This is a genomic window from Sphingomonas astragali (assembly GCF_051400615.1).
In the GTDB taxonomy this organism is placed as follows: Bacteria; Pseudomonadota; Alphaproteobacteria; order Sphingomonadales; family Sphingomonadaceae; genus Sphingomonas.
In genome coordinates, this window is the sequence record NZ_JBLFFH010000002.1 from 469884 (window position 1) to 490176 (window position 20293).

Consider the following 20293-nt stretch of genomic DNA (forward strand, 5'->3'; position numbering starts at 1 on the left):
GAAGCGGCGGAAGGGTGAGGGTGACTGCGCCACGTGAAGTCACCCTCACCCTTCCCACTCGGCTACGCCGAGCGGGCCCCTTCCCTCTCCCAGAGGGAGAGGGAGCTTATCGCAGCGCGTTGGCGAGCAGCTTGTGGAGCCGCGAATGGAGCACGTCGTTGCCGGCGAGCACCTGGCCACGCTCGAGCGCGCGGTCCTGGCCGCGGAAGTCGGTGATGAAACCGCCGGCTTCCTTGATCAGGATCACCCCGGCCGCGATGTCCCACGGCTGGAGACCGCTTTCCCAGAAACCGTCGTAGCGGCCGGCGGCCACCCAGGCGAGGTCGAGCGTGGCCGAGCCGAAGCGCCGGATGCCGGCCACCTCGGGCGCGATTGCGCCGAAAATGCGGCTCCACTCGGCGAAGTCGCCGTGGCCGAGGAACGGAATGCCGGTCGCGATCAGCGCCTCGGAGAGGTCGCGCCGCGCCGACACGCGCAGCCGCTGGCCTTGCAGCCAGGCGCCGCGCCCCTTCTCGGCCCAGAAGCCTTCGTCGGTGAGCGGCTGATAGACCATGCCGTGGGTGATCTCGGGCCTGCCGCCGGCGCTGCGCGGATCCTCGACCGCGATCGCGATCGCGAAATGCGGGATGCCGTGCAGGAAGTTCGAGGTGCCGTCGAGCGGGTCGACGATCCAGCGCGGCTTGTCGGGATCGCCCTCGATCGTGCCGCCCTCTTCGGCGAGAATACCCCAGTCGGGCCGGGCCTTGCGCAGTTCCTCGATGATCGTCTCCTCGGCCCGCTGGTCGGCGAGGCTGACGAAGTCGGCGGGCCCCTTGCGGCTCACCTGGAGGTGCTGGACCTCGTTGAAGTCACGGCGAAGCCGCGGCGCCGCCTTGCGGACCGCGCGCTCCATGATCGTGATGAGGCCGGAATGACTAACCAAGACGATGCTCCAAAACCCCTCTCCCATCGGGAGAGGGAGGGGCCCAAAGCGTCAGCTTTGGGAGGGTGAGGGTGAGTACGGACCGTCCGATCGCCCTCACCCAACCCTCTCCCAAAGGGAGAGGGCTTTTAGTCCGCCCTACGGACGTAGGTCTGCTCGTACACGTCGACGATGATGCGCGTGCCCGAGGTGATGTGCGGCGGCACCATCACACGGACGCCGTTGTCGAGCAGCGCCGGCTTGTAGCTGGACGAAGCCGTCTGGCCCTTCACAACCGCGTCGGCCTCGACGATCGTCGCCTCGATCGTGTCGGGCAGCTGGACGTTGATCGGCTCCTCGTCATAGAGCTCCATCACCACGTCCATGCCGTCCTGCAGGAAAGCGGCGGCATCGCCGAGCAGGTCGCGCGGCAGCGTGATCTGGTCGTAGGTGTCCTTGTCCATGAACACGAGGCTGTCGCCGTCGGCGAACAGGAACTGGAAGTCCTTGGTGTCCAGCCGCACGCGCTCCACCGTCTCGGCCGAGCGGAAGCGAACGTTGTTCTTGCGGCCGTCGCGCAGGTTCTTGAGCTCGACCTGCATATAGGCGCCGCCCTTGCCGGGCTGGGTGTGCTGGATCTTCACGGCGCGCCAGATGCCGCCTTCATATTCGATAATGTTGCCGGGACGGATGTCCACGCCGCTGATCTTCATGGGGATCTACCTGATGGAAAGAGCGAAGGCGCCCGCGAGCGCCGTGGCGCGCCCCTTAGCGTCCCGGCCGGTTTCCGACAAGCAGCGGATAGGGATCGACCGGCTCGCCCTGCCACCAGCCGTCCTCCGGTCTCATCCGCGAGATGCCGAAATGGAGATGGTAGTTGCCGGCCCCGGCATTGCCGGTGTCGCCGACGAAGGCGATCCGTTCGCCCGCGCGCACCTGCTTCCCTTCGGCGATGCCCGGCGCATAGCCGGCGAGGTGGGCGTAGTAATAGCTCCAGCGCCCGTCCGGCGAGCGGATGTAGAGGGTATGGCCGCCCGCGCTGCTGTCGAACAGCTTCTCGACCGTCCCGGCCGCCGCGGCGAGCACCGGCGTGCCGGCCGGCGCCGTGATGTCCGTGCCCTGGTGCGGCCGCCCGCCGCCGTCACGCGACTGGCCCCAGGTGTCGGTGATCTCGGCCAGCGAGACGCCGGCGACCGGCACGACAAGCGCCGGCGCGCCTTCCGATGGGGCGGGCGCGGGCGGCGCGGGCGCGATCGTTCCGTCGGTGAAGTTCACCATCAGGGCCAGCGCGAGTCCCAGCATCAGCACGAACGCCAGGATGAGGCGCAGCACCGCCTTGCGTCGAGTCCCGAGCCGGTCCCGATCCGAGAGCGGCGTCGCGGTCACGGCCGGAACTCCACCGGCGTGCCCGGCTTCACCATCAGCGCCAGCCGCGCGGCATCCCAGTTGGTCAGGCGGATGCAGCCATGGCTCTCGGTGCGGCCGATGTTCTGCGGCTCCGGCGTGCCGTGGATGCCGTAGTGCGGCTTCGACAGGTCGAGCCACACCACGCCGACCGGCCCGTTCGGCCCCGGCGGCAGCATCTCGGCGTCGTCGCCCTTCTTCGCATCCCAGAACAGCCTGGGATTGTAGTGGAACCGGGGATTGGTGTCGGCGCCGTTGATCTTCCACCTGCCGATCGGCAGCGGATCATGCTCCGATCCCATGGTGGCGCCGAACTGCGCGACGAGCCGGTCGCCGCCGTCGAACACTTTGAGCACGCCCTCCGACTTGTCGACGACGATCTTCGCGGCGCTCGGCTGGCGCGCGTCGACGTTGAGGTCATTGAGCGTGCGGCGCCATTCGGGCTTGAGGTCGGCGGGATAGTCGCGCGACATGGGGAGCACGTTGGGCACGACGATCGGCGTCCCCGGCCGCAGCATCGTCTCGCGGCTGTTGAGCTCGAGCAGCACCTCCGGCGCGGTGTGGAACATCTCCGCCAGCTTCTCCATCGGCGAACGATAGGCGAGCGAGGGCATCTTCGCCTGCTCACCATAGTCCTTCGGCGTCGGATTGATGAACGGCCCGGCGAGCATCTCGGCGGTGAGCGCGATCCGCTTCTCCGGCCGGATTGCCCGATGCGGGTAGAGCGCGCGGAGCGTCGCCTGGTCGATCCTGCCGGTGATCTTGAGCCTGCGCGATTGCTGGAAGCCGCGCAGCGCCGCCTTGAGCGACTGCCCCTCCCGGCCGTCGAGGATACCCGACGAGAAGCCGAGATGGTCGAGGATCACCTGGATATGGAGGATGCTGCGATCGAGCGGCGGAGTCCGGGCGGCCGCGGGCGTTGCGAACAACAGGGCCAAGATCGCCGCAAACATCCGCATCCAATTGACTCCGTTCAACAATAGGAGTCGTTGAACGCCCGAAACCAACCTATGTTGCGTCAGGTCGAACCAAGTATCTCGGCCAAAGCTCGCATCGCCGCGACTTCATCGCCGCCCCAAACCGCGTGCGAGACGGCGAGAAAATCGGCGCCGGCCGCGACCAGCGGCGCCGCATTAGCCGGCGTGATCCCGCCGATCGCGACGCAGGGGATTTCGAACAGGGTCGACCACCAGGACAGAATGGAGGGGTCGGGCCGATGCCGCGTCTCCTTGGTCGCGGTCGGATAGAAGGCGCCGAACGCGACATAGTCCGCCCCCGCCTCCCCCGCTTCCATCGCGAGATGACGGCTGTCGTGGCAGGTCACCCCGATCTGCGCCGACGGGCCGAGCACCTGCCGCGCCTCGCGCGGATCGCCGTCCTCCTGCCCGAGATGCACGCCGTCGGCGCCGAGCCGCCTGGCGAGGCTGATGCTGTCGTTGACGATGAAGGCGACCTCGCGGTCGGCGCAAATGCGCTGGAGCGGCTCGGCGAGGCGGGCGGCCTCATGCTGGTCGACGTCCTTCACCCGGAACTGGAAGGCCGCGACCGGGCCCGCCTCCAGCGCACGGGCGAGGCGGTCGGGAAAGGCGCCCGTCACGTCGAGCGGGGAGATCAGGTAGAGCTGGCACGGCGGCTTCCTGTCGTCGCGTTCGAAGCGCGCGGCGAAATCCGGGTCGAGTGCGTTGTCGAAACCATCGTCGTCTTCGCCAAGGGCCTGCATGTCGCGCTCCGAGATCCGTATCGGCTGCTCCGGCTGGATGTACCGGCACTGGCGGGGCGCCTTCTATCCCGAGACGCTCGCCGTCAACCGCTGGTTCGGCTTCTATGCCGAACATTTCGATACGGTCGAGATCAACAACAGCTTCTACCGCCTGCCCACGGCCGAGACCTTCGTCAAATGGAAGGACCAGGCGCCGAGGGACTTCCGCTATGCGGTGAAGGCCAACCGCTATATCACCCAGGCCAAGCGGCTGAGGGACTGCAAGGAGCCGCTCGCGCGGATGATCGCGCCGACGCGCAGGCTCGGCGACCGGCTCGGCCCGATCCTCTACCAGCTGCCGCCGCGGTTCCGGGTCAATCTCGAGCGGCTGGAGAGCTTTCTCAAGCTCCTGCCGCGCGATCTCATTCACGCCTTCGAGTTCCGCGACAAGAGCTGGCTCACCGAGGAGGTGTTGAAGCTCCTGGAGCGCTACGGCGCTTCGTTCTGCGCGCACGACATGCCCGATCTGGCGACACCGCGGTGGGCGGTCGGGCCGATTGCCTATGTCCGATTCCACGGCGGCGGCGGCAAATATTGGGGGCGCTATTCCGACGAAGCGCTGCTCGGCTGGACCGACTGGATGATCGCCCGGACGCGCGAGGGCCGCAGCGTCTGGGCCTATTTCAACAACGACGCCCACGCCGACGCCATCCACGACGCACAGACGCTGAAGGCGACGGTGCGGCAGGCGATAGATCAGTGATAAACCGTCATCCCGGCTAATCGACCACCGCGATCAGGAAGCCGTCCCATTTCTTCGCACCCACCGTCTGGATCGCGGTGGCGGAGAGGCGCGGTTCGGCGGCGACGGTTTCGAACAGGCGACGGGTGCCGACGATCCTCTCGTCACGACTGTCCGCATCGAGCAGCCCGCCCTCGCGCACGACATTGTCGACCACGATCGTCGTGCCGGGCCGCGACAGGCCGATCGCCGCCTGCACATAGGCGGCGTTGTTGACCTTGTCGGCGTCGATGAAGACGAAGTCGAACGGGCCGGTGAGCCCCTTCAGACCGTCGAGTGCCGGGCCGACGATCACCTCCACCTTGTCCGCCAGGCCCGCACCCGCGATGTTCGCGCGGGCGACGTCGGCATGATGCGCATCGACCTCGAGCGTGGTCAGCCGCCCGCCCTCCGGCAGCGCGCGGGCGAGCCAAATCGTCGAATAGCCGCCGAGCGTGCCGACCTCGAGGATGCGCCGCGCTCCCGCCATCCGCGCGAGCAGGTGGAGGAACTTGCCCTGCACCGGCGCGACGTCGATCGCCGGGAGCCCGCCCGCCCGGTTCGCCGCCAGCGCGGCGTCGAGGACCGGATCGGGGCCGAGCAGCTGCCCGGCGATATAGTCGTCGACGTCGCGCCAGCGGTCTTCGGCCATGCCGCGGTCACTCCTCGTTCCTGTAGATGCGCACCAGCTTGTCGAGCATCGCCAGCGCATCCTCGCGCTTGCGCTGGAAGGTGTTGCGGCCGATGATCGAGCCGTTGCCGCCGCCGTCGCGGATGTCGCGCGCGTCCTGGTAGACCGCGTCCTCGCCCTTGGCGGCGCCGCCCGAGAAGACGACGATGCGGCGGCCGTTGAAGCAGGCCTTCACGACATGCTTCACCCGGTCCGACTGCTTCGACCAGTCTGCACTCTCATAAGCCTTCTGCGCATCCTTCTGCTCGATGTGCGCGGAGGGCAGCTTGACCTTGATAACGTGCGCGCCGAGCAGCGCCGCCATGTGCGCGGCATAGGCGCCGACGTCGAGCGCGAGCTCGCCGTCCTTGGTGAGCTTGCCGCCGCGCGGGTACGACCAGATCACGGTGGCGATGCCGACCGACTTGGCCTCGGCGGAGAGCTCCTTGATCTCCTCCATCATCTCGAAGATGTCGTCGGCGCCGGGGTAGATGGTGAAGCCGATCGCCGAGCAGCCGAGCCGCAGCGCGTCGTCGACGCCGCCGGTCACCGCCTGGTTGATCGAGGTCGCCCACGAGTTCGAGGAATTGAGCTTGAGGATCGTCGGGATCTGCCCGGCGAAGGTGTCCGCCCCCGCCTCCAGCATCCCGAGCGGGGCGGCATAGGCCGAGAGGCCCGCGTCGATCGCGAGCTGGTAATGATAGTGCGGGTCGTAAGCCGGCTCGTTGATCGCGAAGCTGCGCGCGGGACCATGCTCGAAGCCCTGGTCGACCGGCAGGATGATGAGCTTGCCGGTGCCGCCGAGGCGTCCCTGCATCAGGATACGGGCCAGATTGGCCTTCACGCCCGGATTGTCGGATTCGTAGTTGGCGAGAATGGCCCTCACGATCGGCGTCATCATTGTCTCCCCTCTATGTTCCTTGCCGCGGCTGATAGTCAGCGCCTCGCCCGTCCGCAACGCGCCTAAACCGGAAATTCCGCGCTACCGGCAAGCTTCGGCTTGATTTTGCTGCAACGCAGCGCATCTGCGAGCGATGCACGCGCCGCCCCATCGACTTTCGCCCGGCCTCACCCTGCTGATGGCGATCGCCTGCGGCGTGATGGTGGCCAATCTCTACTATGCCCAGACTTTGATCGACATGATCGCGCCCGACGTCGGCCTGTCGCCGGCGGTCGCGGGCGGCATCGTCACGCTGACGCAGCTCGGCTACGGGCTCGGGCTGGCGCTGATCGTGCCGCTGTCGGACATCGTCGAGAACAAGCGGCTGGTGATCGTCGCCACCGTCGGCGCCGTGCTCGGGGCGATCGGCGTGGCGGCTTCGGGCAACGCCGGGCTGTTCCTGCTGGCGTCGCTGATCGTCGGCACCTGCTCGGTCGGCGTGCAGGTGCTGATCCCGTTCGCCTCCCATCTCAGCAGCCACGAGCGGCAGGGGCGCACGATCGGCATGGTGATGAGCGGCCTTTTGACCGGCATCATGCTCGCGCGGCCGGTGGCGGGCTTCATCGCCGCGATCGCGGGGTGGCGCGCGGTGTTCGTCGTCTCGGCGATCGCGATGGCGACGATCGGCGCGGTGCTCGCGGCGAAGCTGCCGCAGCGCCGGCCGGCGGTACGGATGAGCTATGGCGCGATCCTGGCCTCCAGCTTCGGGACCTTCGGCCGCTATCGCCAGCTGAGGCTGCGCACTGCCTATCAGTCGCTGCTGTTCCTGGCCTTCAACCTGTTCTGGACCGCCGCGCCGCTCACCCTCTACCGCGAGTTCGGCGCGAACCACGCCGAGGTGGCGCTGTTCGCCCTCGCCGGCGCCGGCGGTGCGCTGGCGGCGCCGATCGCCGGACACCTCGCCGACCATGGCAAGCTCAAGGCGACCACCTTCGCCGCGCTGCTGCTGCTCACCCTCTCCTTCCTCGCCGCCGACCTGGTGGTGGCGGCGGGCAGCGTCATCGCCTTCGCGGTGACGGCGGTGCTGATCGACGCGGCGGTGCAGCTCAACCAGATCACCGGCCAGCGCATCATCTTCGGCCTCGCGCCCGAAGCGCGCGGGCGTATCAACGCCGCCTATATGACGGTAATGTTCCTGATCGGCGCGATGGGCTCGCTGATCGGCTCTGCAAGCTACGAGCGCGGCGGCTGGGGCCTCTCGGCGCTGATCGGGGCCGGGATAGGCGCCGTGCTGCTGGCACTGTTCCTGACCTTCGACCGCCGCGCCGACGCTTGACGGCTGCCGGGCCCCCGCTCACAAACGGCGGCGGAGGGGGGCCTCATGAAGACATTGTCGATGCTCGGGCTGGCGCTGCCTGCCGCCCTGTTCGCCACGGCGGCGTCGCCGGAACGCGTGCCTTCGCAGCCCAAGGTCGGGATGCTCGCGCCGAATTTCGAGCTCAAGCTGGTCGACGGCAGCAAGGTGACGCTCGACGAGCTGCGCGGCAACGTCATCGTGCTCAACTTCTGGGCGACCTGGTGCGTGCCATGCCGGGAGGAGCTGCCGCTGCTCGACCGCTATTACAACCTCCAGCGCTCGCACGGCCTCAAGGTCTTCGCGATCACGACCGAAGGATCGGTGCCGCTCTACAAGCTCAAGCCGTTGTTTGCGAAGATGACAATCCCTTCGGCGCGCGGCATCAAGGGACCTTACGACTCGCTCGGCGGCGTGCCGACCAACTTCGTGATCGGCCGCGACGGCCGCGTGCGTTACGCCAGGGCCGGGGCGTTCGACCTGGATGCGCTCAACGCGATCCTCGTCCCGCTGCTCAACGAACGCGCGCCGTCGAGCTGACGCGGCGCGCGCGTCAGAGATCGAGCCAGCGACGCAGTGCTTCGTCCACCAGCCTGAGCATATCTTCGTCGAGGGATCCGATCGTGCCCAGCACCCTGTCCAGCGAGAAGGTGTAGATCCAGTCGATCTCGACCTCGCTTGGACGTGCAAGGCCGTTTTCAGGTGTTGGCAGGATCAGCGGACGTCCGCCCTGCGGACCTCGTACCGTGGAGGTGACCGGACACACCGTCACCTTGTTCGCGATGGACAAGGTGCTGTCGCGCTGAACGACGATGCAAGGGCGCTGCTTGCCGGCAGGCGTGTTCGGCTGTCGAACGATGACGACGTCGCCGCGCCTCACAGCGGGGGGCCCTTCGGCCCCCAGTCATAGCCGCCGTCTTCCTCGTCCAGCGTCGCCAGCCACGCGTCCGTATCGGAGTCGCGCGCGATGCGGTCGACGTCGGTCTCGTGCGCCGCGATCACGGCGGCGGCGCGGCGCATCTGCTCATCGATCGAATCGCGATCGAGCCGCTCGACGATCCAGTCACGGACGATCATGCTCTTGGTGCGACCGACTGCGCGCGCGTACCGGTCGAGCTTGCGTTCGACATCTTCCGGCAATCGCACGCCCAGCATGGCAGCCTCCGTTAAACAAGTTTAACATAGGCCTCGCGGATCAATGCGTCAATGCCGCCACGCCGGGCAGCTCCTTGCCCTCCATCCACTCCAGGAACGCGCCGCCGGCGGTCGAGACGAAGCTGAACTGGTCGGCGACGCCGGCCTGGTTGAGCGCGGCCACCGTGTCGCCGCCGCCCGCGACCGAAACCAAAGACCCTTCCTTGGTCAACGCCGCCGCGGTCTTGGCGAGGCTGACCGTCGCGGTGTCGAACGGCGGCGTCTCGAACGCGCCGAGCGGGCCGTTCCACACCAGCGTGCGGCAGGTCTTGAGCACGTCGGCCAGCGCCTCGGTCGCGGCCGGACCGACATCGAGGATCATCTCGTCTGCGGCGACTTCGTGCACGTTGACAGTGCGCGTCGGCGGGTTGGCCCTGAACTCCTTCGCCACCACCACGTCATAGGGCAGGTGCACGGTACAGCCGGCGCGGTCGGCGGCCTCCATGATCTCCTCGGCGGTGCCGGTGAGGTCGTGCTCGGCGAGCGACTTGCCGACGTCGACGCCGCGCGCTGCGAGGAAGGTGTTGGCCATGCCGCCGCCGATGATGAGATGATCGACCCTGGCGACCAGATGCTTGAGCACGTCGAGCTTGGTCGAGACCTTCGCCCCGCCGACCACCGCCGCCACCGGATGCTCGGGGCTGCCGAGCGCCTTGTCGAGCGCATCGAGCTCGGCCTCCATCTGCCGGCCGGCATAGGCGGGCAGCTTGTGCGCCAGCCCCTCGGTCGAGGCATGGGCGCGGTGCGCGGCGGAGAAGGCGTCGTTGACGTAGAGGTCGCCGAGCGCGGCGAGACGGTCGATCGTCTCCGGCGCGTTCTTCTCCTCGCCGGGGTCGAAGCGGGTGTTCTCGAGCACGCCGATGTCGCCGGGCTGCATCGTCGCGATCGCCTCGGCCGCGTCCTGGTCGTCGATGAAGCGGACCGGGCGGCCCAGCACCTGCTCATAGGGCTTGGTGACCAGCGCCAGCGACATCTCGGGATTGCGCAGCCCCTTGGGCCGGCCGAAGTGCGCGAGCACGATCACGATCGCGCCCTTGTCGGCGAGCTCGGTGACAGTGGGAATGGTGGCGCGCAGCCGCGTGTCGTCGGTCACCGTGCCGCCGTCCATCGGCACGTTGAGATCCTCGCGCACCAGCACGCGCTTGGCCGTGACGTCGCCGAGATCGTCGAGGGTCTTGAAGGGTCGGGTCATGATTCGATCCTGATCGGGTCACCGACGACGATGATGCCGCCGGCGACGACAAAGGCTGAGACGCCGCCGCGCCAGTCCGGCCTCAGCGCGGCAAAGAGCCCCGGCGCAACCGCATCCATCCGCTCGCACGGGTCGGTCTCGCCGGTGACTTCGAGCACCACGTCGGCGCCGATGCGCAGCCGCGTGCCGCTGGCCTGCGGCAGGTCGAAACCGTCCACCAGCAGGTTGGCGCGCCGTTCCTGCCAGGGAATGCTCGCGCCGACCTCGGCGGTCGCCGCCTGCCAGTCGCCGCGCTCGATCAGCGTCACCTGGCGCTTGTAGGGTCGTCCCTTCACGCCGCCGCGGTGATCGCCGGCGATGCCGCCCTCGATCGACACCTCGATGCGGTCGAGCGTCTCCATCGGCGCCTTGGGCGCCGCGTGGCGGGCGATGCCGGCGAGCACGCCGGTCATCACATCAGCTTCGCCATCGCGCCCGCGGTGTCGACCATGCGGTTGGAGAAGCCCCACTCATTGTCGTACCAGCTGACGACGCGGACGAGCTTGCCCTCGATCACCGCCGTCTCCAGGCTGTCGACGGTCGACGAGGCCGGCGTATGGACGATATCGACCGAGACCAGCGGGTCCTCTGAATAGACCAGCACGCCCTTGAGCGGCCCGCTCTCCGCCGCGGCCTTGAGGATCGCATTGACCTCCTCCTTGGTCGTGTCCCGCTTGGGCACGAAGGTGAGGTCGATCAGGCTGCCGTCCGGCACCGGCACGCGCACCGACGATCCGTCGAGCCGGCCCTTCAGTTCGGGCAGCACCTCGCCCACCGCGCGCGCGGCGCCGGTGGTGGTCGGAATGATCGACATGGCGGCGGCGCGGGCGCGGCGCAGGTCCTTGTGGATCTGGTCGAGGATCTTCTGGTCGTTGGTATAGGCGTGGACCGTCGTCATCAGGCCGCGCTCGATGCCGATCGAATCGTTCATCACCTTGGCGACCGGCGCCAGGCAATTGGTGGTGCACGAGGCGTTGGAGACGATCGTATGCTCCGCGGTGAGCTTGTCGTGGTTGACGCCATAGACGACGGTCAGGTCCGCACCCTTGGCCGGGGCGGAGATCAGCACCTTCTTCGCGCCTGCGTCGATATGCTTCTGCGCGCTGTCGCGATCGGTGAAGAAGCCGGTGCATTCGAGCACCAGGTCGATGCCGTTGGCCGCGTGCGGCAGCTTGGCCGGGTCGCGCTCGGCGGTGACGTGGATGCGCTTGCCGTCGATGATCAGGTCGTTGCCGTCGGCCGCGACCTCGCCCGGGTACTTGCCGTGGACCGAATCGCGGCTGAACAGCCAGGCGTTCGACTTGGCGTCGGCGAGGTCGTTGATCGACACCAGCTCGAGCCCCGTGTCGCCGCGCTCCAGCATCGCGCGCGCGACGAGGCGGCCGATGCGTCCGAAACCGTTGATGGCAACCTTCACCGTCATGCCGTCCACTCCTTCACCTTGGCGAGGACCTGGGGCGCGATCTTGTCGGCCGTCAGTCCGAAATAATCGTAGAGCGCCTCCGCCGGCGCCGAGGCGCCGAAGCGGTCAATGCCGAAGCGCAGCCCGTCGAGGCCGGTATAGCGTTCCCACCCCATCGTCGTTCCAGCCTCGATCGATACGCGGAGCGGGCCCTGGGGTAGGATGTCAGCGCGGTACTCGGGCGATTGCGCATCGAAGCGCGACCAGCAAGGCATGGACACGACATCGGCACCGATGCCCGCCGCTTCAAGCCTTTCGGCGACCACGACCGCGATCTCGACTTCCGAGCCGGTGGCGATCAGGACCACCTTGCGGTCCGCCTCGGCGGCTTTCAGGCGATAGGCGCCCTTCGCCGCCAGCATCTCGCCGTCGCGGCGAAGCTGCGGCAGGTTCTGCCGGGTCAGCGCGAGCAGCGACGGCCCGTCCTCGTTCTCCAGGCTCGCCGCCCAGGCCTCCGCGGTCTCGACGACGTCGCAGGGGCGCCACACCTCCAGGTTCGGGATCGCGCGCAGCGCCATGAGATGCTCGACCGGCTGGTGGGTCGGCCCGTCCTCGCCGAGCCCGATCGAATCATGCGTCATCACATAGACGACGCGCGCGCGCTGCAGCGCCGACAGGCGGATCGCCGGGCGGGCATAGTCGGAGAAGACCAGGAAGGTGCCGCCATAGGGAATCACGCCCCCATGCAGCGCCATCCCGTTCATCGCCGCGCCCATCCCGAACTCGCGGATGCCGTAATAGATGTAACGGCCCGCATAGTCGTCGCGGGTCAGCGGCCCGGTCGCGGCGGTCTTGGTGTTGTTGGAGCCGGTGAGGTCGGCCGAGCCGCCGACCAGCTCGGGCACCGCCACGGTGAGCGCGTCCAGCGCCAGCTCGGAGGCCTTGCGCGTCGCGACCTTCTGCGGCTCGGCGAACAGCTTGGCGATATGGCCGGCGATGCCGGTGTCGCCGGGAAGATCGCCCGCGATCCGGCGCTGGAATTCAACCCGTTTGTCGTAGCTTGCGAGTCGCTTCTGCCATTCAGCGCGAGGCTCGGCGCCACGCCTGCCCGCAGCAAGCCAGGCTTCGCGCACGTCCTCCGGCACCTCGAACGGTGCCGCGGTCCAGCCGAGCTCGACGCGTGCGGCCGCCACTTCGTCCTTCCCGAGCGGCGAGCCGTGCGTCTTGGAGGTGCCCTGCTTGTTCGGCGCGCCCTTGCCGATGATCGTGCGGCAGCGGACCAGCGACGGCCGCGGATCGGCGAGCGCCGCGTCGAAGGCGGCGGCGATGCTCGCCGGATCGTGTCCGTCGCACGCGACCGTATGCCAGCCGGTCGCGGCATAGCGCGCCGGAATGTCCTCGTCGGTCGACAGCGAGGTCGGGCCGTCGATGGTGATCCTGTTGTCGTCCCACAGCACGATCAGCCGTCCGAGCTTCAGATGCCCGGCCAGCCCGATCGCCTCATGGTTGACGCCCTCCATCAGGCAGCCGTCGCCGGCGATCACCCAGGTGCGGTGGTCGACCAGATCGTCGCCGAACCCGGCATTGAGGTGCCGCTCCGCGATCGCCATGCCGACCGCCATCGCCAGCCCCTGCCCCAGCGGGCCGGTGGTGCATTCGACGCCCGGCAGCTCGAAATTCTCCGGATGGCCTGCGCAAGGGCTGCCGAGCTGCCGGAAATTGCGGATATCCTCGATGGTGGGGCGCGCGTAGCCGGTCAGGTACAGCAGCGAGTAGATCAGCATCGATCCATGCCCCGCCGACAGCACGAAACGGTCGCGGTCCGGCCATTTGGGATCGGCGGGATCGAACTTGAGATAGCGGGTGAACAGCACCGTCGCGACGTCGGCCATGCCCATCGGCATCCCCGGGTGGCCGGAGTTGGCCGCCTCGACCGCATCCATCGAGAGCGCGCGGATGGCGTTGGCCTGGGCGGTGAAGATCTGATCCATGCGCGGTCCTGGCAGCGGGTGACACCGGCGACTCGCCGGCCGCGCTGCCTTTGCGCGGGCAGACCCCGCCGCGTCAACCGCGGCCGAACTTGCCGCGCCGCAATCCTGGGGCTACATCTCCGGAATGGCGGACCAAGCGCCTGAAATTGCACTGCGCAGGATCGAGGACGCGCTGGCGCGGATCGAAACCGCCGCGGCACGGCTGCGTACCGGAACGCCGGGGCTCGAACGTCGGCACGAGCGCCTGCGCGAACGCGTCCAGGCCGCGATCGCCGCGCTCGACGAGATCATCGCGCGGGAAGACGAAGGCTGATGGCCGAGGTCCAGCTCATCATCGGCGGCCGCAGCCACGTCGTCGCCTGCCGCGACGGCGAGGAAGCCGAGCTCGAGGCGCTGGGCCGCCGGCTCGACCGCCACGCCGACGCCGCCGCCCGCGCGGCCGGGTCGCCCGGCGGCGAGCGGATGATGCTGTTCGTCGCGCTGATGCTCGCCGACGAGCTCGTCGAGACCGAGCGCACCCGCAGCCGCGGCGACGGAGACGTGGCCGCCGTGCTGGAACATATCGCCAAACGGCTGGAATCCCTCGCGACAGCCCTTGAGAATGGTCCCGTGCAGGTCTAGATAGGGCAATGGCGGGCACTGCCCGGTACGAGCCTCCAAATATCCCTGAGGCTATTCATCATCCATGGGGGCTGTCCCTGCGCAGATCCTGGTCTGTCGTACATGGTCCCCACCTGACGTACCGTGCGTCAGAGGATATCGTGGCACACGGCCACGGCGGTCCCGCCACCCCTTCCCGAGAGCATTTCCGATGAGCGATGGGAAGCGCGCCCTGCGCGCCCGGATGCGTGCCGAGCGCGACGCCTTCGCGATGGCGAGCGACGCGGTGATCGCGCCGCCGCCCGAATATCTCGCGCGCCTGGCGCCAGGGGTGATCGTCGCCTCCTACATCCCGATCGGCAGCGAGGCGGACCCTTCCCCGCTCGCCGCCGCCGCGCGCGACGCCGGCGCCACGCTGGCGCTGCCGCACGTCGTCGACCGGCAGGGCGAGCTGCGGTTCTTCGCCTGGCGCGACGGCGACCCTCTCCACCCCGGCCCGTTCGGCCTGCGCCAGCCCGCCTGCGGCGGCGAGGCGCTGGCGCCGGCGATCATCCTGACCCCGCTGGTCGCGTTCGACGATTCGCTCAACCGGCTGGGCCAGGGCGCCGGCCATTACGACCGCGCCTTCGCCCGCTATCCCGATGCGTGGCGGCTCGGCATCGCCTGGTCGGTGCAGCGCCTGCTCGCGATCGACACCGATCCCTGGGACGTCCCGCTCCACGCGGTCGTCACCGAACAAGGACTTCTGCCGTGACTCCCGAAACCAAGCCGAGCTGGCGCAAGCCCGCCGGCATGTTCGCCCTGCTCGCCTATATCGCCGTCTGGGTGGTGCTGGTCACCAGCTTCTCCGGCGCGATCGGCGCGCTCGCCTGGCCGCTGCAGCTGGTCATCTATCTCGTCGCCGGGATCGTCTGGATCGCACCGCTGAAGCCGCTGCTGATGTGGATGGAGACGGGGCGGTGGCGCGCCTGATTCCCGGTATCCAATGCCGGGAATGGCGCGAGTGACGGGGCTCGAACCCGCGACCTCCGGCGTGACAGGCCGGCGCTCTAACCAACTGAGCTACACCCGCGTATCGCTGCGAGAGCGCGGCACCTAGAGCCCGCCCTGACCCCTGTCAACCGGTGTTTGGCCCCCTTTTCTCACGCGCAGCCGCGGCCCCTCGCTGTCGCCGTGCACCAGCGTGCCGTGCTCGAACAGGAAGCCGGCGATGTCCGGCTTGCCGGCGGCGTTCAGGATCGTCTGGATGATGATGAGCAGCGGCACCGCGAGCAGCGCCCCCGGCGTCCCCCATACCCAGCCCCAGAAGCTCAGCGAGATCAGGATCAGGATCGGGTTGATGGTCAGCCGGTGCCCGACGACGAACGGCGTCACCGCATTCGCCTCGAGCAGATGGCAGCCGACCATGACGGCGGCGGGCAGCAGCGCCCACCACAGGTCGTCGAAGGTCATCAGCCCGCCGAGCGCGAGCAGCGCCGCCGCCAGGATCGGCCCGAAATAGGGGATGTAGTTGAGCAGCGCGACCACCCCGCCCCACATCAGCGGCGTCGGCATCCCGATCAGGTAGAGCGCCGCCGCGACGATCAGTCCTAGCGACACGTTGATCGCGGTGATCGTGCCGAGATAGGCGGAGGTGTCGTCGACCACGTCCTGGATCACCCGCGCCGTCGCGAGCGCGCCGCCGAAGCTCGTCCGGCTGGTGATCCACTTGCGCCGCGTGCGCGTCCAGCCCGCCAGGAAGAAATAGACCACCAGCACGCCGTAGAACATCTCGATGAACGCCGACGGCGCCGAGGTTGCGAACAGCTCGACCACCGAGCGCGGCGGCGCGGTCGGCGCCACCACCGGCTGGCGCGAGGGCACCTGCGCCATCTGCCTGAGCGTCTTGTTCACCAGCTTCTCGAGGTTCGAGTAGAAGTCGATCACCGGCGCGATGTTGGTCTGGATCTGGTCGAGCCGCTCGGGAAGGATGCGTACCCACTGCCAAGCCGGCACCACGATCGAGGCGAGCGCGATGTTGACCGCGATCAGGAACAGCAGGACGCAGATCAGTGCGGCGACGCCGGAAGGGACATGGTGCTCCTCCAGCCATTCGAGCAGCGGCACCAGCGCGATCGCGACGACGATCGCGGCGGTGGTGGGAAGGAAGAACGACGACCCGGACTGAAGCGCGAAGGGCACGGCGATGACCAGGCCGACCCCGGCGATCAGCGTCAGCCCGGCGAGCAGGCGGTCGCGCCGCAGGACCTCGACCTCCTCGGCGTCTCCCTTGCCGTGCGGCGGAGACGGCGCTGCCGCGGCGGTCGCCTCGACGATCGCGTCGGCCTCGGCTTTGCTGATCTTCGCCGGCTTTTCGTCCACGCAACGCACCTTTCGGCCGGACTGTAGCGGCAATTCCCCCTCGGAGAAAAGCGGGCTAGCCTCACGCCATGACCGAACACCTGCTCGTCATCGACGAAGGCACCACCTCCACCCGCGCGATGCTGTTCGCCGCCGACGGCCGCTGCCTCGCCACGGCGCAGGAGGAATTGGAGCAGCATTACCCCCGCCCCGGCTGGGTCGAGCACGACGCGGCGGAGATCTGGGACAGGAGCGCCCGCTGCGCCGCGGCGATGGTCGAGCGCGCCGGCGGAGCGGAGCGGATCGCGGCGATCGGCATCACCAACCAGCGCGAGACGGTGGTGTTCTGGGACAGGAGCACCGGCGAGCCGCTCGCCCCCGCGATCGTCTGGCAGGACCGGCGCACCGCCGATCTCTGCCGCCGGCTCAAGGATCGCGGCGAGGAACCCGGCGTGCAGGCGCGCACGGGGCTGCTGCTCGATCCCTATTTCTCCGGCACCAAGATCGCCTGGGCGTGCGGGCATTGGCCGGCGCTGCGCGAGGCAGGCGAGCGCCTGGCGGTCGGGACGGTCGAGAGCTGGCTCGTCTGGAAGCTGACCGGCGGTCTCCATGTCACCGACGCCACCAACGCCTCGCGCACGCTGCTGATGGGCCTCGGCAGCGGCCAATGGGACGACGGCCTCACCGAGCTGTTCGACGTGCCGCGCCGGGCCTTGCCGGAGATCGTCGACTGCGCCGGCCGCTTCGGCACCACGGCGCTGTTCGGCGGCGCGATCCCGGTCTGCGGCCTCGCCGGCGACCAACAGGCGGCGACGATCGGCCAAGCCTGCCTCGCCCCCGGCGACAGCAAGGGCACGTTCGGTACCGGCGCCTTCGTGCTCACCCAGTACGGCGCGCGCGTGCCCGTCTCGCGCCACCGGCTGCTCGCGACCGTCGCATGGCAGCTCGGCGGGCGCCGCGCCTATGCGCTGGAGGGATCGGTGTTCGTCGCCGGCAGCCTGATCAAATGGCTGCGCGACAGCCTCGGCCTGATCGCGACGGCGGAGGAGACCGCGGCGCTGGCCGCGAGCGTCGCGGACAATGCCGGCGTCTACTGCGTCCCCGCCCTCTCCGGGCTCGGCGCGCCGTGGTGGGAGCCGGACGCGCGCGGCAGCCTCTCCGGCCTGTCCTTCACCGCGACGCGCGCGCACGTCGTCCGCGCCGCGCTGGAGGCGATGGCGCACCAGGCGCACGACCTCAAGACCGCCTTCGCCGCCGACGGCGCCGACTGGTCGTGCCTCCGCATCGACGGCGGCATGGTCGCCAACGACTGGATGGCGCAGGACATGGCCGACATGCTGGGGATCGAGGTTGAGCGCCCGGCGTTCGCCGAAACCACCGCGCTGGGCGCGGCGATGCTCGCGGGCGTCGGCTGCGGCCTGTTCGCGAGCCTCGAGGAGGCGGCGGCGATGCGCGGCCGCGTCGAGACCTTCACGCCCCGGCTCGGCGCTGACGAGCGACAGGCGCGGCTCGACGGCTGGGCACGCGCGGTGCGGAGCGTCGTCGAAGGAGCGCGCTGACGCGCTTCAGCGCCGGTTCAGCCGGAAAGGCGTTCGCTGCCCCCAGCTTCGGGAGTCAAGCGCATGATCGTCCTGACCGCCTTGCTGTTCAGCTTCGCACCGACCCAAAGCGCGCACTTCACCCGCACCGGCTCGCCGGTCTTCGCCCCGCCCCCGCCGATCGCGACATCGCCACCGCCGCGCCGCTCACCGACGTCGCGCGTGCGCGAGTGGACTATCGAACAGCGCTATTGCGAGAAGCGCCGCCACGGCTCGTGCATGATGAGCGCGCCGGACCTGCTCAAGCCCGACGTGGCGCCGAAGTTCGAACGGTAAGGAGGTCGCTCTCCGGAAGCGATTGCCATTGGCAACTCGAGGCACCGTCGCTCCATCCGTCATGCCGGACTTGTCCGGGATCCAGGGTCACGAGCGGCGTCGCTTGCAACTCTGGATCCCGGATCAAGCCCGGGATGACGCCGGAGTTTGGCTGCAGGATCCGACCAATCCGTCCAGACCGTTGGCGGCATTGAGCCTACACCCTAAGCCGCTTCCTGCCCCGCGAACATCGCCTTCAGCTCCTTCTTCAGGATCTTGCCGTTGGCGTTGCGCGGCAGCGTCTCCTTCACGAAGCGGACCGCCACCGGCACCTTGAATGCCGCCAGCCGGTCGCGGACCCATTGCTGGAGCTCGGCCTCGCCCGCCTGCATCCCCGGCGCGAGGTGCACCACCGCCACCGGCTCCTCGCCGAGCGTGCGGTGCGGCACGCCGATCAGCGCCGCGTCGGTCACCGCCGGATGCGCGTAGAGCACGTCCTCGACCTCCGACGAATAGATGTTCTCGCCGCCCCGGATGATGATGTCCTTGGCGCGGTCGACGATGTAGCAGAAGCCCTCCTCGTCGAGCCGCGCGAGGTCGCCCGTGCGGACCCAACCGTCGATGAAGGTCGCCGCGGTCGCCTCGGGCTTGTTCCAATAGCCCTTCACCACCATCGGCCCCCTGGCCCACAGCTCGCCGACCTCGCCGACCGGCAGCTCGCGCGGATTCTCGTCGTCGACGGTCATGATCCTGAGGTCGGCCACCGCGACCGGCGGGCCGCAGCTCGTCGGCCGGTTGAGATAGTCCTCGGCGCTGTGGCCGGTGACGGTCGCCATCGTTTCGGTCATGCCCCAGCCATTGCCCGGCAGCGCGCCGAATTCGGTGTAGATGCGCTTCACCAGCTCCGGCGCCGAAGGGGCGCCGCCATAGGCGATCGATTCGAGCGACGAGAGATCGTACTTGTGGCGATCGGGATGCTCGAGCAGCTGCCACGCGATCGTCGGCACGCCGCCGGTCACGTGGACCTTTTCGCGCTCGATGATCTCCATCGCCGCGACGGGGTCCCATTTGCGCATGAAGATCAGCGTGTTGCCGACGGCGACACAGCCCATCAGCGCCGCGCTGCAAGCCGTCACATGAAACAGCGGGATCACTGCCAGCACCGTGCGCGGCTCCGGCAGCGCAGGCTCCTCGCCACGCCTGAGCGACGAGCGCGCCGCCGAATAGCCGCTGGAGAGGATGTTGGTGCAGATGTTGCGGTGGGTGCCGAGCGCCCCCTTGGGGTGGCCCGTGGTGCCGCTGGTGTAAAAGATCGTGGCGTCGTCGTCGGGTGCGAGCTCGACCTGGGGCAGCGCCGCCGGCGGCAGGTCGGCCCACGCCGAGGTCGGGCCGATCAGGTCTCCGAGCGACGCCGCGATCCCGTCCAGCGGTCCGCGTGCGCGGGTGACGACCACGCGCTCCAGATCGGGCAGCCGCTCATAGCAGTCCTTGAGCCGCTCGTGCCGCTCGCCGTCGACGAACAGGATCCTCGATCCGGAGTCGCTCAGGCCGTATTCGAGTTCGCCGCCCGTCCACCAGGCGTTGAGCGGCACACAGATCGCGCCGATGGCGGTGATCGCGAAGAAGATCGTCGGCCATTCGGGCAGGTTGCGCGCGGCCAGTGCCACCCGGTCGCCCTTCCCGACCCCCATCTCCCGAAGCTTCGCGGCAAGGTGCGTGACCGCCTTGAAGTTGGCGGCGTAGGTGACGCGTTCGCCTTCGTAGATGGTGAAGACGCGGTCGCCATGCAGCTGCGACGCCATGATCAGCAGGGCGAGCGTCGGCGGCGAATGCTTCCACACCCGCGTCGGCACGCCGCGGATGTCGACCGTCTCCATCTCGAACTTGGCGCCGGGCGCAGTGAGCAGCGCCTCGGCCTGCTCCATGCTCATCTTCGGCCAGCCGGGGGGAAGCGGGATCAGGGGCTCGGTCGTCACATCACTCTCCACTCGAA

At 68.8% G+C, this 20293-nt stretch carries 24 protein-coding genes and 1 tRNA gene; 9 read left to right on the top strand and 16 right to left on the bottom strand.

What is annotated here, in order from left to right:
• Nucleotides 1-106 precede the first annotated feature (106 nt).
• The 5 genes from ACMGER_RS10545 to thiE all read right to left on the bottom strand — a co-directional run bounded on the left by ACMGER_RS10545 (nt 107) and on the right by thiE (nt 4025).
• Nucleotides 107-922 (bottom strand): inositol monophosphatase family protein, encoded by an 816-nt coding sequence (locus ACMGER_RS10545; protein ID WP_436812102.1) that lies wholly within the window; start codon nt 920-922, stop codon nt 107-109.
• A 128-nt stretch (nt 923-1050) separates the two neighbouring features.
• A complete protein-coding gene (gene efp / locus ACMGER_RS10550; RefSeq protein ID WP_436812103.1) occupies nt 1051-1614 on the bottom strand; it encodes an elongation factor P in 564 nt (187 codons plus the stop codon).
• Nucleotides 1615-1669: 55 nt separating this feature from the next.
• Nucleotides 1670-2203 carry a M23 family metallopeptidase gene (locus tag ACMGER_RS10555; RefSeq protein WP_436812862.1) on the bottom strand — a complete coding sequence of 178 codons (534 nt, stop codon included), beginning with the start codon at nt 2201-2203 and terminating at the stop codon, nt 1670-1672.
• An 80-nt stretch (nt 2204-2283) separates the two neighbouring features.
• Nucleotides 2284-3264: a L,D-transpeptidase family protein gene (locus ACMGER_RS10560; protein WP_436812104.1), complete on the bottom strand. Its 981-nt coding sequence runs from the start codon at nt 3262-3264 to the stop codon at nt 2284-2286.
• 59 nt (nt 3265-3323) lie between these two features.
• The gene (thiE, locus tag ACMGER_RS10565) at nt 3324-4025 is read right to left on the bottom strand and encodes a thiamine phosphate synthase (protein WP_436812105.1); all 702 of its coding nucleotides are present in this window, start codon (nt 4023-4025) and stop codon (nt 3324-3326) included.
• Here thiE and ACMGER_RS10570 point away from each other — a divergent pair.
• Nucleotides 4024-4767 carry a DUF72 domain-containing protein gene (locus ACMGER_RS10570; protein ID WP_436812106.1) on the top strand — a complete coding sequence of 248 codons (744 nt, stop codon included), beginning with the start codon at nt 4024-4026 and terminating at the stop codon, nt 4765-4767. The genes thiE and ACMGER_RS10570 overlap by 2 nt on opposite strands.
• A gap of 16 nt (nt 4768-4783) precedes the next feature.
• Here the strand turns inward: ACMGER_RS10570 and ACMGER_RS10575 are convergent, their stop codons facing one another.
• The gene (locus ACMGER_RS10575) at nt 4784-5437 is read right to left on the bottom strand and encodes an O-methyltransferase (protein ID WP_436812107.1); all 654 of its coding nucleotides are present in this window, start codon (nt 5435-5437) and stop codon (nt 4784-4786) included.
• A gap of 7 nt (nt 5438-5444) precedes the next feature.
• A complete protein-coding gene (locus ACMGER_RS10580; RefSeq protein WP_436812108.1) occupies nt 5445-6353 on the bottom strand; it encodes a class I fructose-bisphosphate aldolase in 909 nt (302 codons plus the stop codon).
• A gap of 136 nt (nt 6354-6489) precedes the next feature.
• On the opposite strand from ACMGER_RS10580, the gene ACMGER_RS10585 reads away from it, so the two are divergent.
• On the top strand, nt 6490-7671 hold the full coding sequence (locus ACMGER_RS10585) for an MFS transporter (protein ID WP_436812109.1): 1182 nt from the start codon (nt 6490-6492) through the stop codon (nt 7669-7671).
• Between the two features lie 45 nt (nt 7672-7716).
• Nucleotides 7717-8229 carry a TlpA family protein disulfide reductase gene (locus ACMGER_RS10590; RefSeq protein WP_436812110.1) on the top strand — a complete coding sequence of 171 codons (513 nt, stop codon included), beginning with the start codon at nt 7717-7719 and terminating at the stop codon, nt 8227-8229.
• A gap of 13 nt (nt 8230-8242) precedes the next feature.
• Here ACMGER_RS10590 and ACMGER_RS10595 read toward each other — a convergent pair whose 3' ends face one another.
• Genes ACMGER_RS10595 through tkt form a run of 6 tightly spaced genes read right to left on the bottom strand, consistent with a single transcriptional unit; the run spans nt 8243 to nt 13507 of the window.
• Complete coding sequence (locus tag ACMGER_RS10595; protein WP_436812111.1) at nt 8243-8569, bottom strand: type II toxin-antitoxin system PemK/MazF family toxin; 327 nt, start codon at nt 8567-8569, stop codon at nt 8243-8245.
• A complete protein-coding gene (locus ACMGER_RS10600) occupies nt 8566-8844 on the bottom strand; it encodes a hypothetical protein (protein ID WP_436812112.1) in 279 nt (92 codons plus the stop codon). Before ACMGER_RS10600 ends, ACMGER_RS10595 begins: the two co-directional genes overlap by 4 nt.
• Before the next feature lie 40 nt (nt 8845-8884).
• Nucleotides 8885-10075 carry a phosphoglycerate kinase gene (locus ACMGER_RS10605; protein WP_436812113.1) on the bottom strand — a complete coding sequence of 397 codons (1191 nt, stop codon included), beginning with the start codon at nt 10073-10075 and terminating at the stop codon, nt 8885-8887.
• Nucleotides 10072-10527, bottom strand: coding sequence for an MOSC domain-containing protein (locus ACMGER_RS10610; protein ID WP_436812114.1), 456 nt, complete (start codon nt 10525-10527; stop codon nt 10072-10074). The genes ACMGER_RS10605 and ACMGER_RS10610 overlap by 4 nt, the downstream gene beginning before the upstream one ends.
• Nucleotides 10527-11537: a type I glyceraldehyde-3-phosphate dehydrogenase gene (gap, locus tag ACMGER_RS10615; protein WP_436812115.1), complete on the bottom strand. Its 1011-nt coding sequence runs from the start codon at nt 11535-11537 to the stop codon at nt 10527-10529. Before gap ends, ACMGER_RS10610 begins: the two co-directional genes overlap by 1 nt.
• Entirely contained in the window at nt 11534-13507 is a 1974-nt protein-coding gene (tkt, locus tag ACMGER_RS10620) for a transketolase (protein WP_436812116.1), read from the bottom strand. Before tkt ends, gap begins: the two co-directional genes overlap by 4 nt.
• A gap of 124 nt (nt 13508-13631) precedes the next feature.
• On the opposite strand from tkt, the gene ACMGER_RS10625 reads away from it, so the two are divergent.
• From ACMGER_RS10625 to ACMGER_RS10640, 4 genes are all read left to right on the top strand, one after another.
• Nucleotides 13632-13820, top strand: a complete 189-nt coding sequence (locus tag ACMGER_RS10625) for a hypothetical protein (protein WP_436812117.1) — start codon at nt 13632-13634, stop codon at nt 13818-13820.
• Nucleotides 13820-14128: a cell division protein ZapA gene (locus ACMGER_RS10630; RefSeq protein ID WP_436812118.1), complete on the top strand. Its 309-nt coding sequence runs from the start codon at nt 13820-13822 to the stop codon at nt 14126-14128. Before ACMGER_RS10625 ends, ACMGER_RS10630 begins: the two co-directional genes overlap by 1 nt.
• 190 nt (nt 14129-14318) lie before the next feature.
• On the top strand, nt 14319-14861 hold the full coding sequence (locus tag ACMGER_RS10635; protein ID WP_436812119.1) for a 5-formyltetrahydrofolate cyclo-ligase: 543 nt from the start codon (nt 14319-14321) through the stop codon (nt 14859-14861).
• On the top strand, nt 14858-15079 hold the full coding sequence (locus ACMGER_RS10640) for a DUF2842 domain-containing protein (RefSeq protein WP_436812120.1): 222 nt from the start codon (nt 14858-14860) through the stop codon (nt 15077-15079). The genes ACMGER_RS10635 and ACMGER_RS10640 overlap by 4 nt, the downstream gene beginning before the upstream one ends.
• A gap of 23 nt (nt 15080-15102) precedes the next feature.
• Here ACMGER_RS10640 and ACMGER_RS10645 read toward each other — a convergent pair.
• Both ACMGER_RS10645 and ACMGER_RS10650 read right to left on the bottom strand, forming a co-directional pair.
• Nucleotides 15103-15179 (bottom strand) — tRNA-Asp (locus ACMGER_RS10645).
• 23 nt (nt 15180-15202) lie between these two features.
• Complete coding sequence (locus ACMGER_RS10650) at nt 15203-16351, bottom strand: AI-2E family transporter (protein ID WP_436812863.1); 1149 nt, start codon at nt 16349-16351, stop codon at nt 15203-15205.
• Between the two features lie 185 nt (nt 16352-16536).
• On the opposite strand from ACMGER_RS10650, the gene ACMGER_RS10655 reads away from it, so the two are divergent.
• A complete protein-coding gene (locus ACMGER_RS10655; protein WP_436812121.1) occupies nt 16537-18006 on the top strand; it encodes an FGGY family carbohydrate kinase in 1470 nt (489 codons plus the stop codon).
• Between the two features lie 63 nt (nt 18007-18069).
• Nucleotides 18070-18321, top strand: coding sequence for a hypothetical protein (locus ACMGER_RS10660; protein ID WP_436812122.1), 252 nt, complete (start codon nt 18070-18072; stop codon nt 18319-18321).
• A gap of 203 nt (nt 18322-18524) precedes the next feature.
• On the opposite strand, the gene ACMGER_RS10665 is transcribed toward ACMGER_RS10660, so the two are convergent.
• Nucleotides 18525-20231, bottom strand: coding sequence for a class I adenylate-forming enzyme family protein (locus ACMGER_RS10665; RefSeq protein ID WP_436812864.1), 1707 nt, complete (start codon nt 20229-20231; stop codon nt 18525-18527).
• Between the last annotated feature and the right edge of the window lie 62 nt (nt 20232-20293).